Here is a 19,485-nt window from a genome sequence, read left to right as displayed (position 1 = left end):
CTCGGCTTGGATGGTCGAACGGTTCGACGGGTGGCAGGTGAGGAGAAGCTGCTCTCGCCGAGGATGTCGTTGAAGGCGTCGAGGCTTCCTCGCCACCTGTAGTCGCCGAGTAGCCGTGAGAACTCGCGAGTGAATCCGTCGAAGTCGGAAAAGCGGGCTCCGTCGATGGTCAGCACAGGGAGGTCGTCTCTACGGTCGGCCATGATCCGAGCATGGCATGCGGCGCTTCCGCCATTCGCGTGTTTCGCGGGCCTACGGCCGGTTCGCTGCCCGCTTCACGGTCTTGATCACCGGTGCCGTCTCGATGTGGGTGATGGCCGTCAGCCCGGCCAGCCGGCCCGTCAAATACCGGTACAGCTCCTGCTGGTTCGCGCACACCACGCTCGCGTACAGGTTCGTCGGCCCGGTCGTGGCGGCGGCGAACGCGATCTCCGGATGTCCGGCCAGCGCCGTGCCGGCCTCCTCCAGGGAAGCCGGGGCGACCGAAAGCCAGAGCATCGTTCGGGGGCCGACGCCGAACATCGTTCCGTCGACGTCGATGTCCAGGTACAGCACCCCGCGTTCGCGGAGCTCGGTCATCCGGCGGCGGACCGTTGTCGGGGACCAGCCGGTCAACGCGGCCAGGCGCTCTGCCTCGGTGCGGCCGTCGGTGGCGAGTGCGGCCAGGAGCTTGCGGTCTCCGTCGTCGAGCCGTACCGGGCCCGGGCGGTGCGGTAGCGGGGGCGGGCGCAGGCGCTCGATCGTCTCCTCGTCCAGCGAGCCGAGCTTGGCGACCAGGCTGTCCGGGCCGCCGTAGAACGCGTGCAGCACCGAGTGCGCCGTCACTCCCTCCACGCGTGGGGTGCGCGGCAGCTTGGCCAGCAGCAGCGCCTCGCTGTCGGCCTCGCTTTCGGTGCGGACCGTGCAGGTGATCTCCGTGCCGCCGGAGGTGATGCTCACCCAGGACGTGTCGGGGCGCCGGGCCAGTGCCTCGGCGACCGGGACCGACGCGGACGGTGCGCAGCGCACCCGCAGGAACCACAGCACCGCGCCCAGTGCGGCCGGGTCGACGCCGCCGAGCACCCGTACCGCGCCCGCCGACCGCAGGCGGGCGTACCGGCGGGCGATGGTGCGATCCGACACGCCCAGGACCTCGGCGATCGTGCTGAACGGCGCCCGGCCGTCGACCTGCAGGGCGTGCACGAGCCTGCGATCCAACTCGTCGTATTCCACCGCGTACAAGCTAATCAGTGTCGGATACCGACGCAATCGAGCGGGTTTCTGGCGCGACCCGCCTCGGCGGGTGGAGCGTCGCTCTCGTTCTGATCGACACATCCAGGGGAGAACTCATGGACACCGATGTGCTCGTCGTCGGCGCGGGCCCGACCGGTTTGACGCTGGCCAACGAACTGCGGGTGGCGGGGGTGCCGGTCGTGCTGGCCGACAAGCTGTCGCAGCGCAGCACGTTGTCGAAGGCGGGTGGCGTGCAGTCGCGCACGCAGGAGGCGTTCGACCAGCGTGGCCTGCTGGAACCGTTGCTGGCCAACGGGAATCACCCGGTCGGCACCGCCCACTTCGCCGGCATCACGCTTCCGCTGACCCGGGACAGGCACGCCCAGCCGTGGCGGTCCATCCCGCAGGTGGTGATCGAGGAATTCCTCGAACGGCACCTGGCCGCGCACGACATCCACGTCCGGCGTGACCACGAACTGACCGGCCTCGCCCAGGACGACGACGGGGTCACCGCGACCTTCGCGAGCGGCGGGGTCGTCCGCTCCCGTTACCTGGTCGCGGCCGACGGCGGCCGCAGCACCGTGCGGTCGCTGCTGGGCGCGGAGTTCCCCGGCAGACCGGGCACGATGACCTCCGTCGCCGCCGACGTGCGGTTGGGTGGCGCCGACCGGGCGATGACGCACGCCCGCAGCGAGGACGGGCACTGGGTGTCGGTGTTCCCGCTCGGCACCGACACGCGGGGCAGGCCGCTGCGCCGGCTCGCGCTGGGCGGGCCGGGCCGGTCGCTGCCCCGGGACGTCCCGGTCACCGAGGAGGAGATCCGGGAGGGGCTGCGGGTCGTGTTCGGCTCGCGGGTGGAACTGCTCGAACTGCGCTACGCCCGCCGCATCACCAACGCGGCCCGGCAGGCCGCGCGGTACCGGCACGGGCGGGTCTTCCTGGCGGGCGATGCCGCCCACGTCCACCTCCCGATCGGGGCGCAGGGCATGAACACGGGGATCCAGGACGCGCTGAACCTCGGGTGGAAGCTCGGCGCCGCCGTGCGCGGCTGGGCGCCGGAGCACCTCCTCGACACCTACCACGCCGAACGCCACCCGGTCGGGGCCGCCGTGCTCCGCAACGTCCAGGCGCAGAGCCTGCTGATGGACCAGCAGGGCACCGGCGACCCGGACCTGGCGGCGGCCAAGGGGTTGTTCGCGGCGCTGGCCGAGCTGCGGGAGGTGCAGCACCACCTCGACGACGTGTTGTCCGGGATGGGCATCCGGTACCCGATGCCGGGCAGCGACGACCAGCCCCTGGTCGGTCTTCCCGCGCCGGATCAGCACCTCGGTCCGGTGCGGTCGCACGAACTGCTGCGGTGCGGGCGGGGGCTTCTCATCGATCCGGCCGACAGGTTCGGTGAGGTCGCCGGCCGTTGGCGCGATCGGGTGGACCGCGTGGGGCAGGGCACTGATGCCGAGCCGATGCTCATCCGGCCGGACGGGTACGTGTGCTGGGCCGGCGACCCGGACGGCCTTCGGGCTGCGCTGGGCCACTGGTTCGGTAGCCAGAACTAGCTCTGAGCTGCACGCGCTCAACGATCCGAGAACTCCGAGTCCGGAGGCGTGGAGTCCAGCTCGGTTTCGGGCCACGCTTCCGGCGCGGGGCCGAACGCGCGCCGGGCGGCGCGGACCGCCATGGCGGCGACGGTGGCGTTGGCGCCACCGCCGATCACCGCGCCGATGCCGAACGGGGCCACCCGGCCGAGCACGATGATGCCCTGCTTGGTGCCGTACTTGGTGACGAAGTTCTTGCCCAGGACGCCGTTGATCTGTTTCAGCGCCGTCGCGGGCACCTTGCTGACGAGCTGACGGGCCCAGTGCTGACCGGTGCGCTCGGCGGCCTTGCCGACGATGGTCGAGGAACCCGACTGGCCGAGCAGGATCCCCATGACCAGCGTGCGCCGGCGTTCGATCTCGTCCAGCTGGACGCCGTGGACCTCGGCGACCGAGAGCACGAACAGCGTGCTCAGCTCGAGCGAGGAGAAGGCCTCGCCCGCCGACAGCGCCAGTGCCACGCCGGTGCCGACGGCGGGCGCGGCCGCGGTGGCCCCGACCGCCGCCCCGGTGCCCGCCAGCGCGCTGACGTACATCCGCTCCAGGGTGCGCACGACCTCCGCCGGTGTCGCGTCCGGGTTGCGCTGGCGGGCCCGGGCGATGTTCTTGTGCACCAGCGGTGTCTGGAAGCCGATGGCCTTGTCCAAGAGCTGGAGGACCGGCTGCCCCGGCCCGCTCGACGCCGGGACCGGTCCTTCAAGGGCTTTGGAGGCCACAGCGAACTCCTTCACGTCGTTGAGTTCGCCCAGTCTCGCACCCGCGCCACGGGCCGGACTCAGCCGCGTAGGGCGCTGCCTGCCTGCCAGGCGCTCCAGCTGATCGCCCAGTCGCCGTGGCCGTTGTTGATCGACAGCTGCGGGCCGCCCGAGTTGGTGACCTCCACGACGTCGCCGACGTTGAAGTTGTCGAAGAACCACTTGGCGTTCTCGGTGTTCATGTTGAGGCAGCCGTTGGAGACGTTGGCGCTGCCCTGGACGCCGACCGTCTTCAGGTTCTCGTGGAGGTATTCGCCGTCGTTGGAGATCCGGACGTTCCAGTTCTCCGGGGCGCTGTAGTAACCGGGGTCGCCCTCGCACACGCCGTAGCTGCAGGAGTCCATGATCTTGTGCTCCTCCTTCCCCAGCACCGTGTGGGTGCCGTTGAAGGTGGGCGTCGGGCCCCGCGGCGGGGTGTCGGCGGTCTTGCCCATGCTGGTCGGCGCGGTCTTCACCAGCTGTCCGTTGTGGTACGCGTTGATCTGGTGGGTCTTGCCGTCCGCCTTGGCGATCCAGGAGTCGTGCACCTTGTACGTGGCCGAGACGTCCTGGCCGCCGTACACGCCGCCGCCGATCGGGGTGCCGAAGGTCGTCGTCTCGAGCTTCACCGTCGAGCCGGCCTTCCAGTAGTCCTTGGGCCGGTAGTGCACTTCGCGCTTGCTCACCCAGTACCAGCCGCCGTCCTGCGCGGGCGACGACGTCACCTTGAACGACTTCTCCACCGTCGCCTTGTCGGCGATGTCGTGGTCGAACTTCAGGCCGATGATCAGGCCGACGCCGACGTCGTTCGACGCCGGCTGGAAGAGCGCCGGCGTGGCGATCCCGGACGGCTTGATGGTGTGGACCTCGCCGCGCTGCTCGGTCGTCGCGCCCGCCTGGTTCACCGCGGTGGCGACCACCTGGTAGGTGGCCCCGTAGCGGAGGCGGTCGTTGCTGGTCCAGGTCGTCTTGTCCGGCGAAAGTTCGCCCTTGACGCCGTTTCCGGTCTGCGGGTTCGTGACGGTGACCGCCTGCAGCGTGCCACCCGACGCCCTGACGACGATCGGGTCCTTGGGGCTCAGCTGGTCCCCGCCCTCGAACGCCACCGTCGACGCCGGCACCCCGGGTGCCGTCGCCGTCCCGGCCGGTCCGGCCGCGCCGACCGGTTGCGCGGTCCCGTCGGTCTGTCCACTGCACGCCGCCAGCAGGAGGGCAACCAGGCCGAGCCCGGCGATACGGATCGATCTCACGAACCACCAGACGTCTCACGCCGCCCGAAGTTGTGTAACGATCCGGACCAGTTTGGTGTCGATCGATACCGTATCGAGTGATTCGCCGCTGGTAACGTCCGGCCATGACCGCTGAATCGCCGTTCGCGCTGGGACTTCTCCTGCGGCGCGCGCACTGGCACGCCGCCGCGGTGATGTCCGAGGCGCTGCGGCCGCTCGGGATCGAACTGCGGCACTTCGCCGTGCTGATCGTGCTGGCCGAGCGCGGGCCCACCCTGCAGCGGGACCTCGGGGCGGCGACCGGGTCCGACAAGGCGGGGATCATGCGCGTCGTCGACGATCTGGAACGCAAGGGGCTGGCCGCGCGCAAGGCCGTCCCCGGGGACCGGCGGGCGCGGGCCGTGGAGATCACTCCCGAGGGACTGGAGCTCTTCGACGCGGCGCACGTGGCGGCCGAGCCGCTGGCCCGGCGCCTGGTCGCCGAGCTGGAACCCGGCGAGCCCGAACGGCTGGCGGATCTGCTGACCCGGTTCGCTCCTCCCGAAGATTAGTATTGAATGATACTATCTCACCTGTAACGAACCGGGTGGGAGACCGACGATGGACGTCTACGAGGCGGTCGAAAGCCGGCGGGCGGTGCGCCCTGGGACGAGCCGGAGTACGAGATGTACCCGGCCACCCTGAAATCGCCGTACCGCGAGCGGCGGTCGGCTTTCGGCGAGCAACGGTACGGCGCCCTCGGCATCCCGCGGGAGGATCTCGAAGCGCGGCAGCGCGCCGCTTCCGCGAGCTGGGACTGCTTCGGCGCCCCGGCGGCGCTGTTCTGCCACCTCGACCGCGACCTGTGCCGGCCACAGTGGTCCGACGCGGGCGGGTACCTGCAGACCGTCATGCTGCTGCTGCGCGCGGAAGGACTGCTCGGCGACACGGTCACCTTCGTCGAGGACTGACGAAGCGACCAAATCGGACTTCGAAGCGCCGCAACGGGGTTGATACTCGTGTCGGGTCGGACCTACTCTTCAGCGTCGATGATGGCCGAGGAGGATCCATGCGAGGCGTCACCCGTAGCCACTTGGTGATCATCTCTTGTGCACTGTCCGGTTTGCTCGTCGCGACGGGCCAGGCGGAGGCGGCGCCCGCGCACCCGCCGCGGTACTCCCCCGGTGCGCCGGGGGCCGGGGATCCGTACTTCCCCGACATGGGCAACGGCGGCTACGACGTCGGCCACTACGACATCCGGCTGGCGTACCGGCCCGACACCCAGGCGATCGACGCGACCACGACGATCCTCGCCACGGCCACGCAGGACCTCTCCCGCTTCGACCTGGACTTCCGGGGACCGCTGACGATCAGCAAGCTCACGATCGACGGCCTGAACGCCGCCTACACCCGCAGCGGCGCCCAGGAGCTGGTCATCACCCCGCCGTACGGCCTGCGGAAGGGCAGCCCGTTCGTCGTCTCGGTGAGCTACGCCGGCGTCCCGCAGAAGATCGACGACCCCGCCCTCGGCGTCTCCGGCTGGGTCGCCACCAAGGACGGCGCCGTCGCGCTCAACCAGCCGATCGGCGCCGCGACCTACTACCCGGTGAACGACACCACCGGCGACAAGGCGACCTACACCCAGACCATCACCGTCCCGGCCGGACTCACCGTGCTGGCCAACGGCGAACCCGGGCCCGCCACCACGCGCGATCACCGGACCACCTTCCGCTGGAGCATGAACCGGCCGATGGCGAGCGAGCTGAGCATGCTCGCGATCGGCCGCTACGACGTCACCCGCGGCGTGACGGCCGGTGGCCTGCCGAACATCACCGCGATCGGCCAGTCGATCGACACGAAACCCGGTCAGGGCAAGGTGTTCAACCAGACCACGGCGCAGGTCGTCCAGTGGGAGTCCTCGGTGTACGGGCCGTACCCGTTCGACTCGACCGGCGGCATCCTCGCCGACGTCGGTGTCGGCTACGCCCTCGAGACGCAGAGCCGGCCGGTCTACGACCAGGACACCAGCGACGTCGACGGCGATCTGCTCGCCCACGAACTCGGCCACCAGTGGTTCGGCGACAGCCTCACCCCGGTGCACTGGTCGGACATCTGGCTCAACGAAGGCTTCGCGACCTACTCGGAGTGGCTCTACCAGGAGAAGTTCACCGGCGTCCCCGTGCAGCAGAGCTTCGCGAAGACCTACGCCGAAGAGAAGGACTGGAGCGGCAAGGTCGCCGATCCCGGCCGTGACCACATCTTCGACGACCTGGTCTACAACCGCGGCGCGATGACCCTGCAGGCACTGCGCCTGAAGATCGGCGACCGCGCCTTCTTCCAGGTGCTCACGCAGTGGCCGACGGTCAACCGGTACGGCACCGTCTCGACGCGCGACTTCATCCGGTTCGTCGAGCGGCTGACCGGCCGCGACCTCGGCTCGTTCTTCCGCACCTGGCTCTACCAGCCGGGGAAGCCGGCACTCTGACCCGGTGAGCCAGGTGGGATGTCCGGAAACGACTGGCCCGCCTGGTCGTCGAGCAGGGCCGCGAAATCTGCCCCGACGAAAAACCGCCGCTCAGGCCTGCCCGGATGACTGCACTTCCATCACCCGGCCGACCAACCTCCCCGGACACCACAGCTAGGCATCGGCCAGGTTCGCGAGAGCGGTCCTCACCGCCTTCGCCTCCGGCGCCTTCAGCTCGTCGAACACCGTCAACGCCTCCGACAGCCGGGCGACGCCGTCCGCGACGTTCTCGGCTCTCAGCGAGCACCGGCCCAGACCTTCGAGCGCTCGTCCTTCCTGCAGGCGGATCCCGATGGCCCGCGACCGGTCGAGCGCCTGGCGGTAGAACTCGCCGGGGTCGCCCGCTTCGGGCCAGGCCAGGGCAAGGCCGCCGAGGTTGTTGAGGTTCTCGGCCTGCCACGCCCGGTCGTCGCTGAACAACGCCCGGGCGCGTTCCAGGTACATGAGCGACAGCCGGAAGTTGCCGCCCGCGTGGTGCAGCCGGCCGAGGTTGTTCAGGGCCACCGCTTCCCGGGTCCGGCTGTCCAGCCTGCTGTAGATGAGCTGCGCGCTGCTGTAGCAACTGTCCGCCGTACCGTAGTCACCGCGCTCGAAGTGCATGCGGCCGAGGTTGTTGAGGGCCCTCGCCTCGGTGTACCGGTCGCCCAGTTCCCGGGACAGGGAAAGGACTTGCCCGAAGATCCCGATCGCGCTCGCGTAGTCTCCGCGGACGCCGTACGTGCAGCCGATGCAGAGCAGGCTCAAGGCTTCGCCGAGCTTGTTGCCGAGCTCGACGTACAGCGCGAGGGCCCGCTCGCCGTCGGCTCGGGCGGCGTCGTGCCACCCGAGCCGGAACTGCACGCTCGCGAGGCTGCCGAGTGCGCCCGCGATGCCGAACGGGTTCTCCAGCTGTTCGTACAGCGCGTGGGCGCGGGTGAGGTACTCGATCGCTTCCGGGTACTCGGAAAGCTCCATCCGCGCGAACCCGATTTCGGTCAGCGCCGCGGCTTCGCCGAGCCGGTCGCCGGATCTGGCGGACAGCTCCCGCGCGCGCATCAGGTCCTCGACCGCCGCGGGGTGGTCGCCGAGCAGGCTCCGCACCCGGCCCAGATCCGCGCGCGTGGCCGCTTCGTCGGTGAGGTTGCCCGCCGCTTGTTCCGCGGCCAGTACGGCCTGGTCGAGCCGGTGGGCGTCGTGCCAGTACCCGTGCTGCTCGAGGTACGGGTGGAGCGCGACCGCGAGTTCCGCGGCGCGGTGCAGGTGGTCGTGGACCGCCGCGTAGGTGATGCAGGCACCGAGGTTGGCGCGTTCGGCGCTCAACCACGCGATCGCCTCGGCTTCCGACCCGAATTCGTGCGTCCCCGCCGGCGCCTCGGCGGCGATCTCCGGCCGCGGGCCGCGGGTGGCGACGAACCGGGTCGCCGACCGGACGGCGTGGAGGTAGTAGTCGAGCAGGCGGTGCAGGGCCTTGTCGTCGCCGTCTTCGGTGCTCAGGGTCAGGCTGTAGGCCCGGGTCAGGTCGTGCAGGCGGTAGCGACCGGGAGCCACTTCTTCCAGCAGGTGGTTGAGGTACAACGCATCGAGGCGCTCGCCGGTCGGTTCCGGGTCTTCGCCGTCGAGCGCCGCGGCCGCGAGCGCCTCGATCCGGGTGCCGGGGTGCAGGCCGAGGCGGCGGAAGAGCCGTTTCTCGTCCGGGCTCAGGTCGCGGTAGGAGAGGTCGAACGCCGCGGCGACGGTGCGGTTGCCCGCGCGCAGCACCGTGATCCGGTTGCGGGAGCACCTGAGGTCGTCGGCCAGGTTCTCGGGCGTCCAGCAGGGGTGGTTGCGCAGCCGCCCGGCCGTGAGCGTGATGGCCAATGGCAGGTACCCGCACATCGCCATCAGCTCGGCCACGGCCCGGGGATCGTGCCGGTGCGCACCGGTGTAGCGCTCGAACATCGCGGCGGCGTCCTGGGGCGGGAGGGTCTGCAGCGAAACCGGGCTCGCGTCGGCGACGGACTCCATCCGGCGCCGGCTGGTGATCAGCACGAGACTTCCCGGGCTGCCGGGCAGCAGCGGCCGGACCTGCTCGTCGCCGACGGCGTCGTCGAGCAGCAACAGGATCTTCCGCCCGGCCAGCTTCTCGCGCCACAAGCGGGCACGATCGTCCAGACCGGCGGGGATGTCGATCGCCGGGACGCCCCACAGGAGCAGCAGCGAGGCCAGGGCGTCCCCGGGGTCCACGGGTGCCTGCCCGGGGCTGTGGCCGTGCAGTTCGAGGAAGACCTGGCCGTCGGGGAAGTAGCCGGCCAGCTGGTAGGCGGCGCGGACCGCGAACGTCGTCTTCCCGATGCCCGGCATGCCGTCCACGACGTGGACGGCCATCCCCAGGGTGCCCTGCCCCGCGGCGGTGGACACGGTCGCGGTGAGCTCGGCCAGCTCCCGGTCACGGCCGGTGAAGGCCGGGAGGTCGCGCGGGAGCGTGGAGCGGCCGCTCACCGGAGCCGGGAGGTGCGCCGCTTCCGCCCGCCGCGGCTCCGCTTCCACCGGGACGGGCTCTTCGGCGGCCGGCGGGTACGGGTGGTCCGGCAGGCTGATCCAGCCGACGGTCACGGTCTCCTTCACGGCCACCTGCACGGGCCGGAACGTCGAGGCGTCCACCATCGTGCTGCTGCGGACGACTTCGTCGAAGAACCACGTCGAAGTGATCAGCGCGAGCGTTCCCGGCGATTCGGCCAAAGCGATCTTGAGCTGCGGAGCATCAATCAGGCGAAATGTCTGATTGATCGCGGGGCCGGTCGCCCCCTGGTCGTCATAGGCGACTTCTCCCGCGTGAAGTGCCATTCGCAGCCGGATCTGCTCCTCCGCCCGGTGCGCGTCATTGTGCTGCCGGAGTTCCCGGGCGAGAGCCGCGGAAAGAACCTCGACGAAAGGACCTTTGAGCACCTGCGCCGGTACGAGCACGAGGGTTCCGTCGCCGGTGCTCTCGTGCTTGCAGTCGAACCAGGGTACGCCGGCCTCCTTGAAGGCACGACGCAACGCGAGGTCGAGACCTTGCCGGACCACCAGCCGGTGCGGCGTGGTCCTCCCCTGGTGACCATATCCTTCGATATCCACCGCGAGCACCGTGCGATGGACGACCAGTCGTGAGTGCTCCATTTCCCCCCACACACACTTGCCCTGGATTCGAGGGTATGGACGCGACCGCCGGGGCGGCAATCGCGAAGTCGCCGAACGGCGCGTCGGGGCGGATGAATGGTCAATTGGCCGATGGACAGCAATTCCGCCGGGCCCGGCCGGGCGGGTTTTCGCTTTGCCGGGCACCCCTTTCTCTCCACTTTGGACTCGGTTACCCACGCGCGCGGCGGTTTCGCCGTGGCTTGCCCGGGGCTAGACTGGGTGCACCAGCCGCGCCGACGTCGATGTCGGGCGGCGGCGAGTTCCGCCCCTGCCCCCGGCGGTGCCACCGAAGTGGTCGAGACCGGCGGAGGATTCGATGATCACCGCGACGTTCCGTGGAACGGCGTTCCCATGCGTGCTGCCGACCCGCTGAAGCGGGACCCGGGGCCGCCCGACGTCACCGGGAGCACGGGGCTCACCCCTGAGCAGCGGTACCGCGGCGCCCGGGTGGTCGCCTCGGCCGCCACCGATGCTCGTGACTGCGCGTCGCTGCTGGCCACGCTCGGGCTCGAAGCCGCCGACGGCGTCGCGGGAGCGAGGCGGGGCCATGAGCACTGAAAACGGCCTGCACCTGGTGCCGAGCTACCGGGCGGAGTCGACCGTGGCGACCCTGACCGGGGCCCTGACCACGGCCAGTTACCCCGAACTGCGCGACGGGGTGCTCAAGGTGGCCACGGACGCACCGGAGAGCGTCGTCGCCGACATCCGGGGGCTCGAAGTCGGCGACCACCTGTTGCTGGGTGTGTTCGCCGTGATCGCCGCCCGGATCGGGGACTGGCCGGGGCTGCCGTTCGCCGTGGTCACCGACCACGCGGACCACGTGGCGCGGCTCGTGGCCCGTGCCGTGTCCGTCCACGCCGATGTCGGCGCGGCCGAACGGGCGCGCATCCGGCCGGCCCGGCGGCGGGCCATCCAGCTGCTGGCCTCGTCGCCGGGGGCGTCCGCGGCCGCGCGGGCGTTCGTCGAACGGACCTGCTCGCTCTGGGGCGTGCGCGAGCACATCGAGGACGCCCTGCTCGTCGCGACCGAACTGGTGGAGAACGCGGTCGTGCACACGGATTCGCGCCCCCGGCTGCGGCTGGAGCTGCGGCCGGGCACCCTGACCGTCTCGGTCGCCGACGACGATCCGCGGCAGGCGGTGCTGCTCGAACGCCCCGCGGAACGCGGTCTCGGGCTCCGGATGGTGGCGCACACCGCGCACGTCTGGGGGTGCAGCCGGTCCTGGGCCGGGGGCAAGGTCGTCTGGGCCGTGCTGACGCCCAGCCGGCGACGTCGCCGCGCGACCGGGGAACGAGCCGACGGGCACGACGCCGGGGAACACGGTCCGGTGTCGCGCCACCCGGCCGATGAATAGCCGGCCGCCCGACGCGCGGCCGCCGGACCCGCGGCCCGGTCCGGTGCTCGCCCGCGGCATCACCCTGGAACCGGCGCGGCGGCCCGCCAGCACGCTGGTGACCGTCACCGGGGAGCTCGACCTCTCCGGCTACGGGTTCCTGCGCGACGGCCTGCTGGAGGTGGCCGCCGACGGTCCGCCCGGGCTGATCGCCGACGTCGGCGGCCTGACCATCGGCGAGCTGGCGCCCGCGACGGTCTTCCCCCTCGTCGCCCGGCGGCTCGGGCACTGGCCCGGCATCCCGTTCGCCGTCGTCACCCGGCAGCGGGACCACCTGCGCACCTTCCGCCGCCACGGCACCGACCGGCACGTCGCGGTCCACGACGACGTCGAGACCGCCGAACGCCACCAGGAGATCCCCGCCCGGCGGTCCGCGCGGCAGGAGTTCCCCCGGACCGTCGAGGCGGCGACGCTCGCCCGCGGCTTCCTCCGGGAGTGCACGACGGACTGGGGCGTGCCCGGACTGACCTACGACGGGCTGCTGGTCGTGGGCGAACTCGTCGACAACGCGCTCCAGCACACGAGATCGGCGCCCGACGTGCGCCTCGATCTGCGCGGGAAGCTGCTCACCATCGCCGTCGCCGACGACAACCCCCGCCCGGCGGTCCTCCTCGAACGACCGGGGCTGCGCGATCCCGGCATCGGCCTGCAGATCGTCGCGCAGACCGCGCGGCGGTGGGGCAGCAGCACCCGGTGGTCGGGCGGAAAGGTGGTGTGGGCGACGCTCGCCCCCGCCGCGAACCCTCGACCCGGCACCGACGACGGGTGACCGGCGGCGCCGGTGCTGTGTGTAGGGTCGGGTTTTGCGGTTGTCCTCGAGTGACTCGTGGCTGCATGTCCGGCGTGGATCCACCACCTCACCGCTGCCGGGAAAGCTCTGGTAGCTCTCTGCGGCGGAAAAGGGCGGTGAGAACCGGTGACCAGACCCGAGGACGTCGCGGATTCGGTACCCCGCCTGCTGTCCGCGGTCCTCGCCTCCCTGCGCGACGGCAAGGACTCCGTGAACCCGCTCATGCGCGTCTGCCAGGCGTGCGTTTCCCTGCTGCCCGTGGACGGCGCGTCGATCTCGATCATGCTGGGCACGCAGCACCGGCAGAGCCTCTACGCCAGCGATCCCGTGGTCGAGCACCTGGAGGACGTCCAGTTCAGCCTCGGCGAAGGCCCCTGTTTCGAAGCGTTCGACACCGGCCGTCCGGTGCTGGTGCCGAACCTGGCCGAGCGGGTGGACCACACCTGGCCGATGTTCGCGGCCGAGGTCCCGCCGGAGCAGGTCGGCGCGATCTTCGCGTTCCCGCTCCGCCGCGGGGCGGCCAGGTTCGGCGCGATGGACATGTACCGGCGCACGCCGGGCTGGCTCTCACCGGCCGATCTGGCCACCGCGCTGCAGATCGTCGACATCGCCACCAGCGCGCTGCTGGCGGTGTCGGCCACCGGGCCGGAGGGCGAAATCAGCGAAGAATGGCTCACCGAGCTCGTCCGCGACCGGACGGTGGTGCACCAGGCGACCGGGATCGTCGTCGCCGAGTTCGCGATCTCCGCCGAACAGGCACTGGCGCGCCTGCGGGGCTACGCCTTCGCCAACGGGCGCCGGATCCAAGGTCTCGCCGAAGACCTGGTCGCCGGCCGGCTGCACCCCAGAGTGATCGACGAATGACCGCCCACCGCCCTCCGACCCGGCTGCCCCGCCCGCGCCCGGCCGGTATCGTGACCCAGGGGAGATGATGATGGTGAACACCCCACCTGCTGGGAGCGCCCCCACTCGCGAGCAGCAGTTGGTGCGCGCCTTCGTCGACATGGCGGACACGCTGGTCGACGACTACGACGTTGCCGACCTGCTGCACCGCCTCGCCGATTACTGCGTGACCCTGCTCGGCGCGAGCGCGGCCGGCCTGCTGCTGTCCGACCAGCGGGGCAGCCTGCACGTCGTGGCCGCGTCCGACGAGCGCACCCGGCTGCTGGAGCTGCTGCAGCTCCAAGCCGACCAAGGGCCCTGCCTCGACACCTACCGCACCGGCGTTCCCGTGCACGCCGACGACCTCACCAGGGAGCGGGACCGCTGGCCCGTGTTCGTCCCGGAAGCCCTCGCCGAGGGTTACCACTCGGTCCAGGCCATCCCCCTGCGCCTGCGGCGCCAGGTCATCGGCGCGCTCAACCTCTTCGGCCGTGACGCCGCCCTGGTGGGGCAGGAGAACCTCGACGTCGCCCGCGCACTGGCCGACACGGCCACGGTCGGCATCCTCCAGGAACGAGCCATCCGCCGCGGCGAAGTCCTCACCGAGCAGCTGCAGACGGCGCTCAACAACCGGGTGATCATCGAGCAGGCCAAGGGCGTGCTCTTCCACGCCGGCGGCATCCCGATGGACCAGGCCTTCGAGCTCCTGCGCACCTACTGCCGCAGCCACAACCTCCGGCTGAGCACGATCGCGGAGGAACTGGCCCGCGGCTCCCTCGACCCCCGCACGATCCTCGTCCGGGAGCACTGACCGAGCCCGGGTCACCCGCTTTCCGCGACAGCCGCGGCTCCGTAGCGTTCCGGGCATGACCCCACAGCACGCGCTCTGGCTGCCGCTCTTCGACGACCTCGCCGATCCCGCGCTCGTCGCCCGGCTCGCCGCCGAGGCGGAGGACGCCGGGTGGGACGGGTTCTTCGTCTGGGACCACCTCCGGTGGCGTGCACCCGTTGCCGCCGTGGGCGATCCGTGGATCACCTTGGCCGCGGTCGCGTGTGCCACCTCGCGGCTGCGGTTCGGGCCGATGGTCAGCGCCCTCAGCCGGCGGCGGCCCGTCAAGCTCGCGCGGGAGACCGCGAGTCTCGATCGGCTCGGGGGCGGGCGGCTCACGCTCGGCGTCGGGCTCGGGAGCGATCGGTTCGGGGAGGAGTTCTCGCGCACCGGTGAGGAGTGCGACGACCGGGTGCGCGCCCGCATGCTCGACGAAGCGCTCGAAGTCCTCGCCGCCGCCTGGTCCGGGGAGGTCGTGCACCACCGCGGTGAGCACTACACCGTGGACGGCGTCCGGTTCCTGCCGACGCCCGTCGGGCGGATTCCCGTCTGGGCGGCGGGTTTTCCCGGCAAGCTCCGGCCGATGCGCCGGGCCGCGCGGCTCGACGGGTACTTCCCGGTGAACCTCGACTCGGCCGGCCGCTTCGCCGAAGCCGTCGGCCAGGTCGAGGCCCTGCGCACCGGCGGCGGGCCGTTCGACTACGTCGCCGAAATCCAGCCCGGAGAGGACAGCGCGCCCTACGCGCGGGCGGGCGCGACCTGGCTGCTGACCGGCTTCGCGCCCGAATCCCTTTCCGTGGACCACATCCGCGGGGTGCTGCGCGACGGGCCCCGCTGAGCCGGCGTCACGAGCGGAGGACGAACGCCGCGACGTCCTGGCCGAGCCGGCGGCCCGCGTCGTGGTCCAGGCGGGTGTGGACGCCCGCGACGAGCCGGCTCAAGCCCGCTTCGTCGGCCACGTCCTGGAACGTCGTGAAGTGGCGGACCACGCCCGGCAGGGCCTCGGACGTCACCGCGAGCGGTCGGCGCGGGCCGTACTCCTGGCTCAGGATCAGGGCACCCGCCTGGGAAATCACGCTGTGGGCGCCCGGGTACGCCGGGTCGGCCGGGGTCGTCGCGAGGCTCGACCAGTCCGCGATGCCCTGCGTGGCCGGGTTCCCGTCGTCGCCGGCCAGGCGGACGGCGGTGATCGGGCGCCAGATCCGGTGGTGGTACTTGGCTTCGTAGAACGCGATCACCGCGTCGGCGAAGGCCAGGTTCAGGCGGGCGAACACCCGGGCCGCGACGACGAGACCGGTGCGGGAGCCGCCGGCCACCGACTGGGCGATCTCGTTCCAGTAGTTCCAGATCGGGGCCGCCCAGAAGCGGGCTTGCTCCGTCTCGCCGGCGGTCCGGGTGGTGCTGGTGTCGCGGCCCGCCGCGGCGACCTCACGCAGGGCTTTCGCATACGCCGCACCGGAAAGCGCGGGGTAAGCGCCCGGGCGGAACCGGTTCGCGCGGTCGAGCACGAACGGCGTCACGGCGGCCCAGTGCGTGAACGCGGCGGGGGCGAACGCCGGCGGCGTCGGGCGGTACTCCCCCGGTGCGGTGCCCGGCGGCAAGACCGGCGGGACCGCGGCCGAGCCGTCGTTCGCGCGCAGGCCGAGGAGCAGGTGCGCGACCAGGTGACCGGCGCGGGCACCCGCGTCGCGCCCGGCCGGGGTCAGCCGGGCCAGCTGGCCGGACAGCAGGTTCGCGAGCTCCGCGGACCGCGCCGGGTAGAGGGCGGCCAGGACGTCGTGGGCGGCCTGGGCCGCCGCCGCTTCCGGGGCCGCGTGGGGCGGGGCGTCGACGGTGAACAGGTACGGCCGCCCGGTGCCGGTGGTCGCGACGACCGCGTCGTGGATCGCCGCGTGCAGCAGGGCGAAGCCGCGGGTCGCGTGCACCGTCGCGGGCTGCAGGCCGGGCGTGCGGACGATCGTCAGCAGCTCCCGGTTCCAGGCCAGGACGACGTCGGCGCCACCCCGTGCGGGTGACGCCGTGGCCGGTGCGGGCAGGGCGAGTGCGGCCGCCGCCGCTCCGCTCGCCACGAGCAGGTTCCGGCGCGACATCGATGTGGTCATTTCGCTCCCCAGGTCGTCGGAGGGTCCGCTCACCGATACGGCCACGGGTTACGGCGTAACCCGGGCGCGTATCCCCTGATGGCGGGAGAATCCGGCGGGGAGAAGGCGGGCGGTGCCGGTGGCACAGCGGTTCCGGCGCAAGCGCGCCGAACAGGACGAAGCGGGCGCGGCACCGCGCCCGCGGCTGCACGCGGTCGGCGCGGACGTCTACCCGGACTGGGAGGCGGTCTACCGCGACAACGTCGACCGGGTGTTCCGGCTGATGTTCTCGAAGGTCGGCAACCGGCCGGACGCCGAAGACCTCACCACCGAGGTCTTCCTGACGGCGTTGCGGCCGTTGCGGGTCTCGGCGAGCGTGGGCGAGGTCCGGGCGTACCTGCTGGCCACCGCGCGCACGGTGCTGGCCGGGCACTGGCGGCGCACGCTCGGCCGGGAGATCACCACCCTGGACGAGGAGCACGACGTCGCAATGTTTGAAGCGGGCATCGTGGACCCGCGCATCCTGGTCCGCACCGAAGCGATCCTCGCGCAGCTGCCCGAGCGCTACGGGCGGATCCTGCGGCTGCGGTTCCTGCAGGCCTGCTCGCTGAAGGAGGCGGCGGAGCAGCTGGGCACCACCGTCGGCAACGCGAAGGTGCTGCAGCACCGGGCGCTGCGCCAGGCGGCCCGGCTGGCGGAAGGGATGGACACGTGAGCACTCGAGGCGTCCGCCGGTTCGTCAAGGACCTCCTGCGGCGGCGACGGCCGCACCCGTTCGCGGCCGGGCCGGGCGACGAAGCCGAGCTGCGGACCGCGGTGCTGCTGCGCGCCGCCCGGCCCGGGGGTGCCGCGGCGAGCGAGGAGTTCGTCGCGGACCTGCACCGGCGGCTCGCCAGGGAGTTCGAGGAGCCGGCGCCGGCCGGCAACCGGCGCCGGTTCATCCAGGTGTCCTCGGCCGCCGCGGTGGCGGCCGCGGCGGGCGCCGGCGTCGAGTACCTGGTGACGGCCGGGGCCGAACCGGCCGCGGCACCGCCACCGGAGGACACGCTGCGGCCGGAGAACGGCGAGTGGCGGACCGTCGTCGCGGTGCACGACCTGCCCGAGGGCGGGGTGCGGCCGTTCGACTTCGGCGCGGTGGCGGGGTTCGTGCACCGCTCCGGCGGCGAAGTGCGGGCGGTGTCGGCGACCTGCACGCACCTCGGCTGCCGGCTGAACCTGGACGCACCGGCGCGGCGGCTGAACTGCCCGTGCCACCGGACTTCGTTCGCCGTCGACGGGGCGGTCCTGATGCACCAGCTGCCGGTGACGCCGCCGCCGTTGCCGCACCTGGTCGTGCGGGAGAGCGGCGGTGTGGTCGAGGTGCTCGTGCCGCCCGAGGGGACGTGACGCCGGCGGATTCCGGGCGTGCGAGACGATGGGCGCGTGGCGAGAACCGTGGTCGTGGCGCTGGGGTTCGTCCTGATCGCGCTGGGGGTCGCCGCCGGGGGCGCGCTCCTGCTGATCGCCGGTCTGGCGAGCGGTGGCCGCGACTGGACCGGCTCCGGGGCGATGTTCACGGCGGCCGCCGTCGCCGTCGGGTGGACGGTGCCGGCCGGCGGGCTCGCGGTCTGGTCGGCGCGGCGCCGGGCGAGCTGGGGTGCCGGCCTGGCCTGCGTCGTGCTGGGCTTGGCGCCCGCCCTCGTGGTGGTCTTCCGCTGAGAGCTCAGCCGGTCAGGACCCACTCGATCTGCTCGACGGTCGGCGTCTCCACCTCGAACAGGCACTGGAGCTGGAAGCCGTCGGCGGTCGCGGCCAGGCGAGCCGCTTCCGCCGGGGGCAGGACCTCCGCCAGCCGCTCGCGCAGGCGGGCGTTCGACAGGCGGCTGGCCTGGCGGAACTCCTCGTGCCTGGTCCCCAGCGCGTACAGCTCGTAGGCGACCACGCTCGTCGCCCGCTGCTCGGTCAGCTGGTGGTGGATCAGCTCCGCCAGCCGGGGCACCACGTTCTCCGGGCCGGTTCCGTCGAGCCACTCGCGCAGCGTGTCCGTCCGCAGCCGCAGGACGCGGGAGCCGACCTCGAACAACAGGGCGGGTACCGACGTGAAGTGTTCGGCCGCGGCGCCGTCCGGGAGGCCCGCTTCGGCCGTCACCGCCTCGGCCGTAACGCTCGCGATGCCGCCGCGCTGCGCCAGCCGGACGGCGGCGTGCACGAGCCGCTCCCGCCACTCGGGGTCGATCGGCGTGTTCTTCGGGTGCACCAGCAGCTCCCCCCTCCTGACCCCGAAAGCATGACACCGTCGCGTGTCAAGGGGCCAACCGGGCTAGGGCGTGTCTGGCAAAAGCTGCCGGTCGTGTCGCGGTTTCAGGTGCTTCCGGATGCTCAGTGGGTGGTGATCGAGGGGATCACCCACCGGTATCGGTGTGGGATCGCGTGGCGGGATGCGGCTGCGGTTTTCGGTCCGTGGCAGACGATCTGGACCTGGCACCGTCGGATCACCGGTGACGGCACCTGGGATACCCCGCTGCGGCGCCTGCTCACCGAAGCGCGGGCGCATCAGCACGCCACCGACATCACCCGGCCCACAGGGGGCTGGGTCGAACTACACGGATCTGCTGACCGAGCCGCCTGACCACGCGATCGGCCGCTCCCGCGGCGGCGGGAGCACCGAAGTGCACCACCTCGTCGACGGCAACGGCCGACCACTGGTGGCGTCGGCCGGACCGGCCAGGCCGGTGACGCACCGATGTTCCCGCACCTGATGCGCCACCTGCGCATCCACCGGGCTGGACGCGGTCGCGCCCGGACCCGGTCCGACCGCGTCCGCGGCGACAAGGCCTACTCCTCGCGCGCGATCCGCGGCCATCCGCGCGGCCGCGGTATCACCGCCGCATCCCTGAACCCGCCGATCAGGCCGGGCATCGCCAACGCCGCGGTTCCCTCGGCGGGCGTCCACCCGCCTTCGACATGGTGGACTACCGCGGTCGAACGTCACTTCACCCTGCTCGAACAATGGCGCGGCCCGGCCACTCGCTACGACTGTGAGGATGATCGGGTGCCGTCCGGTGCTCGGGTCTGACCCGCGATACGACCGGCCTCGGGTGCCTTGAGTTTGATCTGTCG

The 19,485-nt window shown here is 71.9% G+C and carries 21 protein-coding genes and 1 pseudogene; 16 read left to right on the top strand and 6 right to left on the bottom strand.

Annotated elements, in window-relative coordinates:
- Positions 1 to 252: 252 nt before the first annotated feature.
- A complete protein-coding gene (locus tag AB0B33_RS43375; RefSeq protein ID WP_360783101.1) occupies positions 253 to 1,221 on the bottom strand; it encodes an Lrp/AsnC family transcriptional regulator in 969 nt (322 codons plus the stop codon).
- 107 nt (positions 1,222 to 1,328) lie between these two features.
- Between AB0B33_RS43375 and AB0B33_RS43370 the strand changes: the two genes are divergently transcribed.
- On the top strand, positions 1,329 to 2,768 hold the full coding sequence (locus AB0B33_RS43370; RefSeq protein WP_360783098.1) for an FAD-dependent monooxygenase: 1,440 nt from the start codon (positions 1,329 to 1,331) through the stop codon (positions 2,766 to 2,768).
- A 17-nt stretch (positions 2,769 to 2,785) separates the two neighbouring features.
- Here the strand turns inward: AB0B33_RS43370 and AB0B33_RS43365 are convergent, their stop codons facing one another.
- Together AB0B33_RS43365 and AB0B33_RS43360 are read right to left on the bottom strand one after the other, a co-directional pair.
- Positions 2,786 to 3,523, bottom strand: a complete 738-nt coding sequence (locus tag AB0B33_RS43365) for a hypothetical protein (RefSeq protein ID WP_360783095.1) — start codon at positions 3,521 to 3,523, stop codon at positions 2,786 to 2,788.
- Positions 3,524 to 3,582: 59 nt separating this feature from the next.
- The gene (locus tag AB0B33_RS43360; RefSeq protein WP_247013964.1) at positions 3,583 to 4,791 is read right to left on the bottom strand and encodes an Ig-like domain-containing protein; all 1,209 of its coding nucleotides are present in this window, start codon (positions 4,789 to 4,791) and stop codon (positions 3,583 to 3,585) included.
- A gap of 104 nt (positions 4,792 to 4,895) precedes the next feature.
- Between AB0B33_RS43360 and AB0B33_RS43355 the strand changes: the two genes are divergently transcribed.
- The 3 genes and pseudogenes from AB0B33_RS43355 (at position 4,896) to AB0B33_RS43345 (ending at position 7,234) form a co-directional block, all read left to right on the top strand.
- A complete protein-coding gene (locus AB0B33_RS43355) occupies positions 4,896 to 5,321 on the top strand; it encodes a MarR family transcriptional regulator (protein WP_360783091.1) in 426 nt (141 codons plus the stop codon).
- A 52-nt stretch (positions 5,322 to 5,373) separates the two neighbouring features.
- Positions 5,374 to 5,687 (top strand): annotated as a pseudogene (locus AB0B33_RS43350) (nitroreductase); the annotation flags it as partial.
- 131 nt (positions 5,688 to 5,818) lie between these two features.
- Positions 5,819 to 7,234, top strand: a complete 1,416-nt coding sequence (locus tag AB0B33_RS43345) for a M1 family metallopeptidase (protein WP_360783088.1) — start codon at positions 5,819 to 5,821, stop codon at positions 7,232 to 7,234.
- A 153-nt stretch (positions 7,235 to 7,387) separates the two neighbouring features.
- On the opposite strand, the gene AB0B33_RS43340 is transcribed toward AB0B33_RS43345, so the two are convergent.
- Positions 7,388 to 9,970, bottom strand: a complete 2,583-nt coding sequence (locus AB0B33_RS43340; RefSeq protein WP_360783085.1) for a tetratricopeptide repeat protein — start codon at positions 9,968 to 9,970, stop codon at positions 7,388 to 7,390.
- Positions 9,971 to 10,102: 132 nt separating this feature from the next.
- On the opposite strand from AB0B33_RS43340, the gene AB0B33_RS43335 reads away from it, so the two are divergent.
- From AB0B33_RS43335 to AB0B33_RS43305, 7 genes are all read left to right on the top strand, one after another.
- Entirely contained in the window at positions 10,103 to 10,381 is a 279-nt protein-coding gene (locus tag AB0B33_RS43335) for a hypothetical protein (RefSeq protein WP_360783082.1), read from the top strand.
- A 381-nt stretch (positions 10,382 to 10,762) separates the two neighbouring features.
- Positions 10,763 to 10,969 (top strand): hypothetical protein, encoded by a 207-nt coding sequence (locus AB0B33_RS43330; protein ID WP_360783080.1) that lies wholly within the window; start codon positions 10,763 to 10,765, stop codon positions 10,967 to 10,969.
- A complete protein-coding gene (locus AB0B33_RS43325; RefSeq protein WP_360783077.1) occupies positions 10,959 to 11,765 on the top strand; it encodes an ATP-binding protein in 807 nt (268 codons plus the stop codon). Before AB0B33_RS43330 ends, AB0B33_RS43325 begins: the two co-directional genes overlap by 11 nt.
- Positions 11,758 to 12,573 carry an ATP-binding protein gene (locus tag AB0B33_RS43320; protein ID WP_360783074.1) on the top strand — a complete coding sequence of 272 codons (816 nt, stop codon included), beginning with the start codon at positions 11,758 to 11,760 and terminating at the stop codon, positions 12,571 to 12,573. The genes AB0B33_RS43325 and AB0B33_RS43320 overlap by 8 nt, the downstream gene beginning before the upstream one ends.
- A 147-nt stretch (positions 12,574 to 12,720) precedes the next feature.
- Entirely contained in the window at positions 12,721 to 13,458 is a 738-nt protein-coding gene (locus AB0B33_RS43315; RefSeq protein WP_360783071.1) for a GAF and ANTAR domain-containing protein, read from the top strand.
- 121 nt (positions 13,459 to 13,579) lie between these two features.
- A complete protein-coding gene (locus tag AB0B33_RS43310) occupies positions 13,580 to 14,287 on the top strand; it encodes a GAF and ANTAR domain-containing protein (RefSeq protein ID WP_360783068.1) in 708 nt (235 codons plus the stop codon).
- Positions 14,288 to 14,342: 55 nt separating this feature from the next.
- Positions 14,343 to 15,143 (top strand): LLM class flavin-dependent oxidoreductase, encoded by an 801-nt coding sequence (locus tag AB0B33_RS43305; protein WP_360783065.1) that lies wholly within the window; start codon positions 14,343 to 14,345, stop codon positions 15,141 to 15,143.
- Between the two features lie 7 nt (positions 15,144 to 15,150).
- On the opposite strand, the gene AB0B33_RS43300 is transcribed toward AB0B33_RS43305, so the two are convergent.
- The gene (locus AB0B33_RS43300) at positions 15,151 to 16,407 is read right to left on the bottom strand and encodes a vanadium-dependent haloperoxidase (RefSeq protein WP_360783062.1); all 1,257 of its coding nucleotides are present in this window, start codon (positions 16,405 to 16,407) and stop codon (positions 15,151 to 15,153) included.
- 112 nt (positions 16,408 to 16,519) lie between these two features.
- Here AB0B33_RS43300 and AB0B33_RS43295 point away from each other — a divergent pair, with 112 nt between their 5' ends.
- The 3 genes from AB0B33_RS43295 to AB0B33_RS43285 are packed head-to-tail and all read left to right on the top strand — an operon-like array spanning position 16,520 to position 18,084.
- Entirely contained in the window at positions 16,520 to 17,101 is a 582-nt protein-coding gene (locus tag AB0B33_RS43295) for a sigma-70 family RNA polymerase sigma factor (RefSeq protein ID WP_360783059.1), read from the top strand.
- Entirely contained in the window at positions 17,098 to 17,772 is a 675-nt protein-coding gene (locus AB0B33_RS43290) for a Rieske (2Fe-2S) protein (protein ID WP_360783056.1), read from the top strand. Before AB0B33_RS43295 ends, AB0B33_RS43290 begins: the two co-directional genes overlap by 4 nt.
- Positions 17,773 to 17,808: 36 nt before the next feature.
- Positions 17,809 to 18,084: a hypothetical protein gene (locus AB0B33_RS43285; protein WP_360783053.1), complete on the top strand. Its 276-nt coding sequence runs from the start codon at positions 17,809 to 17,811 to the stop codon at positions 18,082 to 18,084.
- 4 nt (positions 18,085 to 18,088) lie between these two features.
- On the opposite strand, the gene AB0B33_RS43280 is transcribed toward AB0B33_RS43285, so the two are convergent.
- Positions 18,089 to 18,622, bottom strand: coding sequence for a TetR family transcriptional regulator (locus tag AB0B33_RS43280; protein ID WP_360783050.1), 534 nt, complete (start codon positions 18,620 to 18,622; stop codon positions 18,089 to 18,091).
- Between the two features lie 30 nt (positions 18,623 to 18,652).
- Between AB0B33_RS43280 and AB0B33_RS43275 the strand changes: the two genes are divergently transcribed.
- Positions 18,653 to 18,994 (top strand): transposase, encoded by a 342-nt coding sequence (locus AB0B33_RS43275; RefSeq protein WP_360783048.1) that lies wholly within the window; start codon positions 18,653 to 18,655, stop codon positions 18,992 to 18,994.
- A gap of 114 nt (positions 18,995 to 19,108) precedes the next feature.
- Positions 19,109 to 19,441, top strand: a complete 333-nt coding sequence (locus tag AB0B33_RS43270; RefSeq protein WP_360783045.1) for a hypothetical protein — start codon at positions 19,109 to 19,111, stop codon at positions 19,439 to 19,441.
- The last annotated feature ends 44 nt before the right edge of the window (positions 19,442 to 19,485 follow it).

It is taken from the genome of Amycolatopsis sp. NPDC049159 (assembly GCF_040648295.1).
GTDB classification, from domain to species: Bacteria; Actinomycetota; Actinomycetes; order Mycobacteriales; family Pseudonocardiaceae; genus Amycolatopsis; species Amycolatopsis pretoriensis_A.
The sequence above is the reverse complement of the archived record's forward strand: the minus strand, read 5'-3'. Positions and strand labels throughout refer to the sequence as shown.